General features: G+C 26.1%; 9 protein-coding genes and 1 pseudogene. 3 read left to right on the forward strand and 7 right to left on the reverse strand.

From position 1 onward, the window contains the following. Positions 1–167 precede the first annotated feature (167 nt). The 6 genes from L8W69_RS08825 to L8W69_RS08850 all read right to left on the reverse strand — a co-directional run bounded on the left by L8W69_RS08825 (position 168) and on the right by L8W69_RS08850 (position 6,501). Positions 168–1,079 carry a type VI secretion system baseplate subunit TssG gene (locus L8W69_RS08825; RefSeq protein WP_263666947.1) on the reverse strand — a complete coding sequence of 304 codons (912 nt, stop codon included), beginning with the start codon at positions 1,077–1,079 and terminating at the stop codon, positions 168–170. Then, entirely contained in the window at positions 1,076–2,803 is a 1,728-nt protein-coding gene (tssF, locus tag L8W69_RS08830; protein ID WP_263659961.1) for a type VI secretion system baseplate subunit TssF, read from the reverse strand. The genes L8W69_RS08825 and tssF overlap by 4 nt, the downstream gene beginning before the upstream one ends. A 1-nt stretch (position 2,804) precedes the next feature. Beyond that, positions 2,805–3,197: a GPW/gp25 family protein gene (locus tag L8W69_RS08835; protein ID WP_044598843.1), complete on the reverse strand. Its 393-nt coding sequence runs from the start codon at positions 3,195–3,197 to the stop codon at positions 2,805–2,807. A 3-nt stretch (positions 3,198–3,200) separates the two neighbouring features. Next, on the reverse strand, positions 3,201–4,655 hold the full coding sequence (gene tssC, locus L8W69_RS08840) for a type VI secretion system contractile sheath large subunit (RefSeq protein ID WP_263666948.1): 1,455 nt from the start codon (positions 4,653–4,655) through the stop codon (positions 3,201–3,203). 12 nt (positions 4,656–4,667) lie between these two features. After that, on the reverse strand, positions 4,668–5,153 hold the full coding sequence (gene tssB, locus L8W69_RS08845; RefSeq protein ID WP_263666949.1) for a type VI secretion system contractile sheath small subunit: 486 nt from the start codon (positions 5,151–5,153) through the stop codon (positions 4,668–4,670). A gap of 73 nt (positions 5,154–5,226) precedes the next feature. Then, entirely contained in the window at positions 5,227–6,501 is a 1,275-nt protein-coding gene (locus tag L8W69_RS08850; protein ID WP_263666950.1) for a TssA family type VI secretion system protein, read from the reverse strand. A gap of 94 nt (positions 6,502–6,595) precedes the next feature. On the opposite strand from L8W69_RS08850, the gene tssJ reads away from it, so the two are divergent. From tssJ to icmH, 3 genes are read left to right on the forward strand one after another with little or no spacing between them, the layout of a single operon-like run. Continuing rightward, positions 6,596–7,036 carry a type VI secretion system lipoprotein TssJ gene (gene tssJ, locus L8W69_RS08855; RefSeq protein WP_147575446.1) on the forward strand — a complete coding sequence of 147 codons (441 nt, stop codon included), beginning with the start codon at positions 6,596–6,598 and terminating at the stop codon, positions 7,034–7,036. Positions 7,037–7,051: 15 nt separating this feature from the next. Continuing rightward, positions 7,052–8,452: a type VI secretion system baseplate subunit TssK gene (gene tssK / locus L8W69_RS08860; protein WP_044598839.1), complete on the forward strand. Its 1,401-nt coding sequence runs from the start codon at positions 7,052–7,054 to the stop codon at positions 8,450–8,452. Between the two features lie 8 nt (positions 8,453–8,460). Further along, positions 8,461–9,231, forward strand: a complete 771-nt coding sequence (gene icmH, locus L8W69_RS08865; protein WP_263666951.1) for a type IVB secretion system protein IcmH/DotU — start codon at positions 8,461–8,463, stop codon at positions 9,229–9,231. Positions 9,232–9,233: 2 nt separating this feature from the next. On the opposite strand, the pseudogene L8W69_RS08870 reads toward icmH, so the two are convergent. Next, positions 9,234–9,576 (reverse strand): annotated as a pseudogene (locus tag L8W69_RS08870) (hypothetical protein); the annotation flags it as partial.

Genomic DNA, 9,576 nt, shown 5'->3' on the forward strand with positions numbered 1-9,576 from the left:
ATAGAGTTTTGGATTAATATAAGCTTGTTGTTAATTTATGGTTATTTTCATAATATTGGGTATTAATAAAATTTAATAATATCAATAGTTTAATAATAAAAATTCAGATCTTATGTATTTGATTTTAATATAGATGAATAAATGATATATTTTGATAAATATAAAAATTATTCATGAAGTTTAATATGTATTATTTCGTAATTTTTTATTTTTTTTCCTAAAATTTTACCCCATCCTAATTTGGAGTGAGAGTAGTCTCCTAGCTTAAACAGCATTCTTTTATTAAAAATAATTTTAAGATATAAATCAACACAAAATTCATTGTTAGTTAGAAATAATATACTTTCTTTAAGCTCTTTGTATTTTTCTGCGTTTGGAAAGTATTTTAAAGCTTCATCATAGTGTATATCTTTTATATAAATAGCTATTTTATTTTGGTAAGATAGAAATTTTTTTCCTAAGATTAGATTTTTTCCTAAAATATGATTTTTACTTCCTAATTTATTTAATTGTATGTGTCTTATGCAAATTTGATGGGGTATATTTTCTATAATATTTAATTGATTTTGTAAATTAAAAGTGATTTGTAAAATTCTTTCAATATAACTTTTAGGTCTTCTTAAACTTAGTAATAACGGTGCAAAAGGTAGATATCTCTTTGCAATTTTTGTATCATTGATACCTAACATAGAAAATAGTATTTTAGAAATTCTATCGCTGAAATTAATATCAAAACTTTTTGGATAATTGTTAAGAGTAGTAATTTCAAAAAAAATCCAAAGAAGATAGTGATTGAAGAAATCAAAAAATAAACTCCATCCATCCCCGCCATCCTCATTCCTAGAGAGCTTGTCTAGTATATAAGAAGGGAGTTGTGATGTATTACCTTGTAGACCCATAAAATTAATCATAATTTCAATAGGAAAATCACTAATATTTTTATTGAATTTTACATATTCGATTTCTTTGTTAGGATGCATTAGGGCATTATTTACCCTTAGAAAAATATCTTCTTTGGGATGATCTTTTAATAATTTTTTAAGAAGTTTATAAAAGGTATAAGAGTTTGCATTGTTCATAATATAGGTTTAATTCCTTTTTTAAAAGGATAATGTATAGTTGCTTTTGAGTTTATGCATTTAATTTTTAATTCACAAAATGAATTAATACTCACAAAGGATGATAAAAATTCTGAAATTATTAATCCTAGCTTATAAACTTCACCCAAAGAATAAAATTTAGAATCATCTATACTTATAATACTCATAGTGCCTTTTTTTGTAATATGCTCATCAATTAAGTAGCTTGGTTTTGACTGTATGTCAATTATTGAAGAGGTAAGTAATTGACATACTACTTCAGAAGTTTTATCATCGGGAAAGCTATAGCTTTCTAAAACTTGAAAAAAGGATGTTTTTGTTAAAAGAGTTTGGTAACTAAATGACAAAATAGAAACTAATTTCCATAAAAGATCACCATTGGTTTTAACTTGCTTAATCGGCGTTGGAATGGTAATGTTTTTCGTAATAGCATCTTTATAAAAAGGTATAAGATTGATATCGCCTATTTTTAAACGGGTCGGTAAATTTTTATTACAGCATAATACATCTATTGTGATTGTTTCATTTGTATTGTTTGAGGAAAAAAACGATATTTCTTTGAAGTTATCTTGCTTGGAATTTGATTTATTTGTAATGTAGTAAAAATCTTGTATTTTATTTTGCATAAATTCAAAACGTTCAAAATTTTTATAATTTTTTAAAATTCTACTCCCGCTGTCGCTATTATGTGCTTTGACTTGTTTTATTTGAACTATATCATATGCATTTAAATTTGTTCTATCGATGAAAATTCTATATCCATTTTTCGAGTGATTATTGATGATAGGTTCTGCTGTTTTTTCGAAAATATTAATGATTGGTGTTGTCGATAATGAGAATAATTCATTTTTTATAATACAATTTTTAGGAAGTGTCTTATTAAATTTAAAAAAAATGCTAATTAACTTACCTTTACACTCATGTAAAACATCCAAGCCTTGTATTGAGATAAAATTAAATTTTTCAGGCAAAAAAAAGTATTCTCTTAGCAAGGAAAAAGATTCAAATCCTAAGTCATTATAAAATAGGCAACTTTCGTTTGGCTTTAAACCCATAGTTTTAATATTATGGGTATTTATTTTAAATTCTTCTTTTGTGTCATGAGATATGACTTTTATTTCTTCTAAATATTGATGCATATAAAAAAGTAATGTAGATGATGTGTAAACATCATCCCCTAAGTATATACTTAGTTTATCTAAACCTAGATGTTCTATGTTTAAATCTTCTCTACTAACTCTAAGTTGTATATCTAATGTATGATATTGTCTTTCACTTCCTAAAAAAACATTCTCTATATTTAATGGATATAGATATACATCATATACTGTTTTAAATTCACATTCACATTTTTCTATAGATACAGATTTAACTGTACTATTTTTAGGAATAATTAATCTGTTGAGTTTGCTGTTTTCGCTAAATTTGAATTCTTGCATACACATAGAAGGTAGAATGTTGGTGTAATTTGGAGAAAGAATATTAATTAGAGATTCTGCAATATAGGGTATATTTTGATCTAATTCTTGATGAATTTTAGAGGTTAATATTGCTAAATTTTCAATAATTCTTTCTATATCTGGATCTTTACTATCGTAAGATAAAAAAGGGGTTAACTTGGGAAATTTATCTATAAAAATTTTCCGAGCATGATTAAGATAAGCAATCTCCTTTTGATAATAATGTATATCATCTTGTGTCATTTTAGATAACCTCGCAATATCGATTATTTTTAAATATAATTTCAATTGCAAATTCTTTAAAATTATCATTACAAAAAACACATTTTAGTAAAAATGAAAGTTGCCAAGGTTTTAAAGAATCATTATATGTGATAGAATTAATTATAATTCTTTTTTCGTATTTACTTATGAGTTTATGAATTTCTTTTGCCATGTTCAAGCAAAGTTCTGTCGAGCTTAAATTTAGATTTTCCATACTAGATAATCCAAAATCTTCAACACTTAAGCAGTCATCAAGTTTTGCATTAAGCAAAACTTGTATATTATTTTTTATTTCTTGAAATTCATTTTGATAAAAAGGGATATTTTGATATTGCTCATCCAATGAATGAATAATTTTATCCAACAAAGACATTTATTATTCTTTATCCAATTTACCTACTAAAGATAGTTCAAAATTTCCACCCATATATTTAAAGTGAGGACGAACACTCAACCCAATCTTATACCATCCAGGCTCCCCTGGTATATTATCCACTTTTACTTGAGCCCCTCTAAAAGGTCTTCTACTTCTAACCTCTGCTGGTGGATTTTCTTGATCTGAAATATATTGTCTAACCCATTCGTTTAAACCATTTTCAATATCACTTCTTTCCTTCCAGCTTCCAATTTCTTCTCTTTGTAGTACTTTTAGATAATGTGCTAATCTTGAAATTAAAAATACATAAGGCAATTGAGTGCCTAAGCGGTAATTTGTTTCAGCCTCTTTTCCTTCTGGTGTGTTTGGAAATATTTTAGGTTTTAAAGCAGAATTTGCTGAAAAAAATGCTGCATTATTGGTGTCTCTTCTTAGAGTTAAAGTTATAAACCCATTTTCTGCAAGTTCATATTCTCTTCTATCTGTAATCAAAACTTCAGTAGGAATTTTAGCTTTTAAGTTTCCAAAATTTTCATAAAAATAAGTAGGAAGATCTTTTACGCTTCCACCGCTTTTTGGTCCTATGATACTACCACACCACCTGTATTTAGCAAAACTTTCTGTTAATCTTGTTGCGAAAGCATATGCTGAATTTCCCCATAATAGATGATTGTGAGATGCGTGAACATTTTCTTTGTAATTAAAGCTTTTGATGGGATTTTCTTCACTATCATAAGGCGATCTTGTCAAAAACCTCGTAACCATTAATCCTGTGTATTTAGAATCTTCATTTTCTCTAAAAGTTCTCCATCTTGTGCATTGTGGACCCTCGAGAAGACTTTGTAAATCCTGAATATTAGCTAATTCTGAATAATTTTCTAAACCAAAAAATTTAGGTCCTAAAGAAGTTAAAAATGGAGAATGACTCATTGCTGCTATGCTTGACATTTTATTTAAAAAAGTCATATCTGGACTTGTAGTGCTTAGTTGGTAATCACCAATTATAGCACCAACTGGTTCTCCACCAAATTGTCCATATTCTGAAGAATAAATATTTTTATAAACAACACTTTGGGTGATGTCTGGATTATTTTCGAAATCTTCTAAAACTTCTTCTTTTGTAATATCAAAAAGATTAATTTTAATATTTTCATTAAAATCAGTTCTTTCTACTAAGAAGAAAAGTCCTCTCCAAGTCGATTCTAATTTTTGAAATTCTTCATTATGTAAAATCTCATCCATTTGTTTTGATAATAAATCATCGATATGGGCAATCATTTCATCAAGTGCAAATTTGTTGATTTTATCTTCTATGTTATCGCTTTCAACTATTGCGGAAATAAATTCGGCTACTCCTCTTTTTGCTATACTATAGCTTTCATCATTTCTAGCATATTTGCTTTTTTCCATAATACTTTCAATAATTGGAGTATCAATTACTTTATCTTTTGACATATTATGTTTCCTTTATTCTTCGTTATTTTCTTTTTTGATTTCTAAAAGCAACTGCTCTTTGGTTTTTTCATTTTTTAGAGCATCTAAAACAGCTTTTCTAAAATTTGGAATATTACCCATAGGTCCTTTTAGAGCCATTAATGCTTCTCTAAGGCGCATTAGTTTATTTAACTCTGGCACTTGTTGCACTATATTATCAGGCGAAAAATCTTTCATACTAGATATTTTTAGGTTGATATCTAATTCTTCAGCGCCTCCACCCAAAGTATTTTTAACATTAAATTGGGTTTTGATGTCTAGTTTTTGCATAACTTGATTAAAATTTATTTTGTTGATAGACACAACTTCCCTATCTTCTAAATTTTGTTCATTTTTACCTGTTAAATTAGCCATTATCATAAGTTTTAAAGGTAATTCTATCTCTGCATTTTGCCCGTTTGTTTTTGCCTTGTAGGTTATATTTATGCGTTCTTTTGGTGCACTTGATCCATCAGACATTTTACTTCCTTATTTTTTGAATTAAAATTTATTTTTTAAATTATACATAAAACTAAATAAAGAATAACTAAGTTTATATTTTTTTATTAGTTTTGTTTTTTGCATAATTATACTCATCACTTAAGTAATCCTTTAATAAGGTTTTTTCCATAAGTTCAACTAGTTGTAAGTATATAATTTTTGCATTATTTTTCATATTGTTTGTTTCAAAAACTTGTGCCATGGCTATTAAAGAATTTATATTACAAAATAAAGAATTATTATAATTTTCATTGTTTATTTCAATGAGTATTTGTTCTACTTTTTTATTTTTATCGGATGTAGTGAGTGTTTTTTTATTAGTTTCTTGATTTTGTTTTACAAAATAATTAAATGTATCTTCTTTACACATTAATTCGCCGTTGTCAAATCTTAACTTGGTAATATCTTTGAATTTGAGAATAAAATTGCAAGTTAGTAAATTTAAAATTTTCAAGGAGTGTTCTTTTTGATGATGATGTAAAAAATCACAAAATAGTTTAAATCCTTCTATCCAGAAAGGGTTAAGTGAAAGGTTATTGATAAAACATTTTATTTGATCTAACTCATTCGTATTTTTATCTAATAGTAATTTTATTAAATTTCTATCAGGATATCTTACTTTAGTGACAAAATCTGAATGCGGTGGAAGGGTTTTTAATCTTCCCCAAGCTGCTTCTGCAAACAATGAATAAGCATTGGTATTTTCAATGTTATTTTCTAGTAATTCTATTGCTAGATTATTTAATAATGTTCTGTATTCTCTATCACTAAGATTAGATAATTTTGTGTTTTTTATATCGATATTTACTTGTGTCACTGGAGATTTAAGAGGTGATTGTTTGGTTTGAGTTATTTCTTCTTTAATGTTTAATTTTGCAAAATTACAATTTAAAATTTCGCGTAATTTTTCAAAATACTCATTTAAACTTTTAGCTGTGACTTGTGAGCATTTTGGTGAATTTTTATTAAATTCATTAATAAAATTTTCAACAATTTGTTTGTATTTCTTTTTTTGATTTAATAGTATAGAAGATGTTTTACTTATATTTTCAGGTTTTTCTCGAAATAATTTTTCTGTAAAAATTATTATTTCTAAAAATATTTTAAAACACTCTTCGTTATTTAATGCTAAACATGATAAAGAAAAGTAAGCGAAAATTTTCATATCCATCGAGTTGTTTTGTAAAATATCTAATGAGTATTCATATACCTTATCCCATTGTATTTTTTCATGATTTAATGTTTTGTATTTTGTCATCTCTTCTTCAAGTAAATGAAATATCTCTAAGTTTTCTAAATTTTCTTCATAATGATCACAGAAAATCATTTTTTATCTCCTAAGCACTATTGAAAGTTTTTTTAATTATAATAAAAAATAAAATTATAGTGTTATTTATTTAAGTATTTTTTTAAGGATGGGAATGAGAAAAATTTTTGTTATGTTGCTCATGGGGTTGTTTTTAAGTTCTTGCTCTAGTGTTGTAAGTGTAAAGATTGATAATATAAAAAATTCTAATTTAAATAGTAGAAATGATGATGTTCCTTTGACTGTTATTGTGTATCAACTAAAAGATGTAAATAAATTTATAAAGGCTAGTGATTTAGAGCTGATTAATAGAGAGGATGCTATACTCGGTAGAGATAAAATTGACTCGATTAGACTACAAATTGCCCCTAAAGATAATATTATTGCTTTTAAAGTTATAGATGAAGAAGTGCCGTATATTGGTATTTTGGTTTTATTTGCAAATAATACTAAAAAAGTAACAAAAATTTGGGCAAAAACAGATGATGCTAATGGTTTTGGAACTAAAAAAACATTAAAATTTGAAATAACAAAAGATGGTATTAGACATATTTAATCTAAGGAAAATATAATGGCAGATAAGCTAAAAGTAGCTTGGTTTAATGGGCTAAATATTGATAAAATTCATTTTGAGCAACAAGAACGATATTTTGAAAGAAATATTAATCTTAAAACAATTTCAACTTTCAATAATTTATATGGAATAATTGATTTAGAATTTTCCAATGAAATGCTAATGCAAGGAAAAATAGCACTTAAAAGAATTTCTGGAATTGCTAAAGATGGTAGCATTTTTAATGCACCAGAACAAGATGAGCTTCCAGAGCCTTTGGAAGTTAATTATGATTCTTTGGTAAATTCTATTATTGTTATTAAAATTCCTATGGGTTTATCCTCTATAGCAGATATATCTTTACACAATAATATACCTAATTCAAAATACATTAGTTTAAGAAGTGTTGTAGCTTCAAGAATATATGATGATAATACTAATGATGTTTTTAAACATACTGATTTAGAAGATGAATATGAGAATGATAATATTACTTTCTCTCAAGAAAAAATAAGCATTACTTTAGCTAGTTTGAGATTGAAATTGGGCTTTTTAGGTAGTAAAACTCCAGATGAACTTGAAATTCCTATAGCAAAAATCAAAAATATTGATTTAAATAAAAAAATAGAGTTAGATGAAAGTTTTATACCCACTTGTTTAGATTTAAATAAATCTTCGTATATTAAATCATTTTTAGAAGAAATTTCGCATTCAATTAAACAGCATAAAGAAATACTCACTGAAGTATTTAAGGGTATAGATCAAACTAAAAACACCTTGGATTTTAGTACATATTTATCGCTTAATCTTTTAAAAAAATGGTATTTTATTTTTTCATATATAATCAATAAAGATAAAATACATCCTGAAAATTTATATGAAAAATTAGTTGATTTTCAAGGAGATCTTAGTGCTTTTGGTACTGAAAGCTCCTTTTCTGATTTTATAGTATATAATCATGATGACTTGACTAACACTTTTTTACCACTTACTAATCAACTGAGAGTTTTATTTGCAAAAATAACTTCTCCAAAATATACTATGGCTCAAGTAATTGACAATAACAATGGATTTTATGATTTGTTATTTGACAATCCTACGGTTATTGAAGAGGGTGAATTATTTTTAGCTATTAGTGCTGATGTTAATCATGAGTATTTATTATATAATTTTAAAACTCAAAGTAAAATTCATACTCAAAGTAGGATAAAAAGTATAGTAACAACACAATTACGAGGGATAAACATAGAGCAAATTTCAAATATTCCATCTTCTATACCTTATTTAAATGGTTATATTTATTACAAGTTAGACAAAAAAGATGAGCTGTTTAAATACTTTAAGGGTGAAAATGTTATAAGTTTATATCTAACAACAAATATAAAAAACCCTGATATAAAAATGTGGGCTGTATTTTAAGGAGTAATATGCAAAAAGAATCACATTTTAAAGAAGGATCTTTGCTTTTAGAAAGTGATTTAAAAGGTTTAGAAATCAATAAAGTTGTTGATAATTGCTTGGAAATTCTTTTACTTGTTTATAGATTATCTAAGGTTCATTCTTTGGATACTGCTTATATAGAGAATTTAAAAGAAAAGCTTGTGAATGAAATTTTGGTTTGGAGTTCAAGATTAAGTACTTTTAAAGAGTATGATGAGAAAGATATTATAAAATTAAGATATTGCTTATGCGTATTTATAGATGAAAGTCTAATGAAAAATGATTTATTTATTAATAGCTCTTGGGCAAATCATACTTTAACCGTGAGGTTATTTGATGAGACTCTAGGTGGTGATAATTTTTACGATATAGCGCTTTCTTGGTTGTCTAATCCATCCAAAAACAAGGATTTTTTGGAATTCATATATGTTTGCTTGATTTTAGGATATAGAGGAAAATATTCTCATGAAAAAGATGTTGAGGAAAAAATTATTTATCTTTGTAATAATATAGCATCGGCTTTAACTCCTCTTATAAATTTAACAGATGAGACAGCTTTTGATAAGGCTTATAATGGAGCTAATAGAGAAAAATTTTGGCAGTATTTTCAACGCAGATTTATGAAATTTGCGTTAGTTGTTATACCTATTGGATGTATTTTAGGTTTTTTCATTTTTGCAATTTTTGATTTGCAAACTCATAATATTAAAATCGATTCTAATATTAGCAGTTTGATTAAGAATGTAGAAAAAATATAAGATTATATTTTTTCAATCATTTCCTTGTTCCATCCCTTAGGAAGATTTTTTACATCAGGATAGTATGGTTTTAAAAGTTCAAAGAAAACTTCTTTATGGTATCTACTTATTTGAAAATAGTATTTGCCTAGGGTAGAGGGAATGAGTATACATTTTTTCAAAGAATTATTATCGTAATAAATAATATTAGGAGAATCTAGACTAGAAGCTAAGTTTAGTTCATCATAATACGATCCGTTGTATCTATTAATCTCAAAAAACCCATTATAATTAAAACTATAATCAAAATAATCCACAAAATAACTACCTCTTTTTTCAAATCCCATGCCAAATATTTCTTTTTCA

The sequence above is a fragment of the Campylobacter sp. CNRCH_2016_3089 genome (assembly GCF_025772505.1).
Lineage (GTDB): Bacteria > Campylobacterota > Campylobacteria > Campylobacterales > Campylobacteraceae > Campylobacter_D > Campylobacter_D lari_D.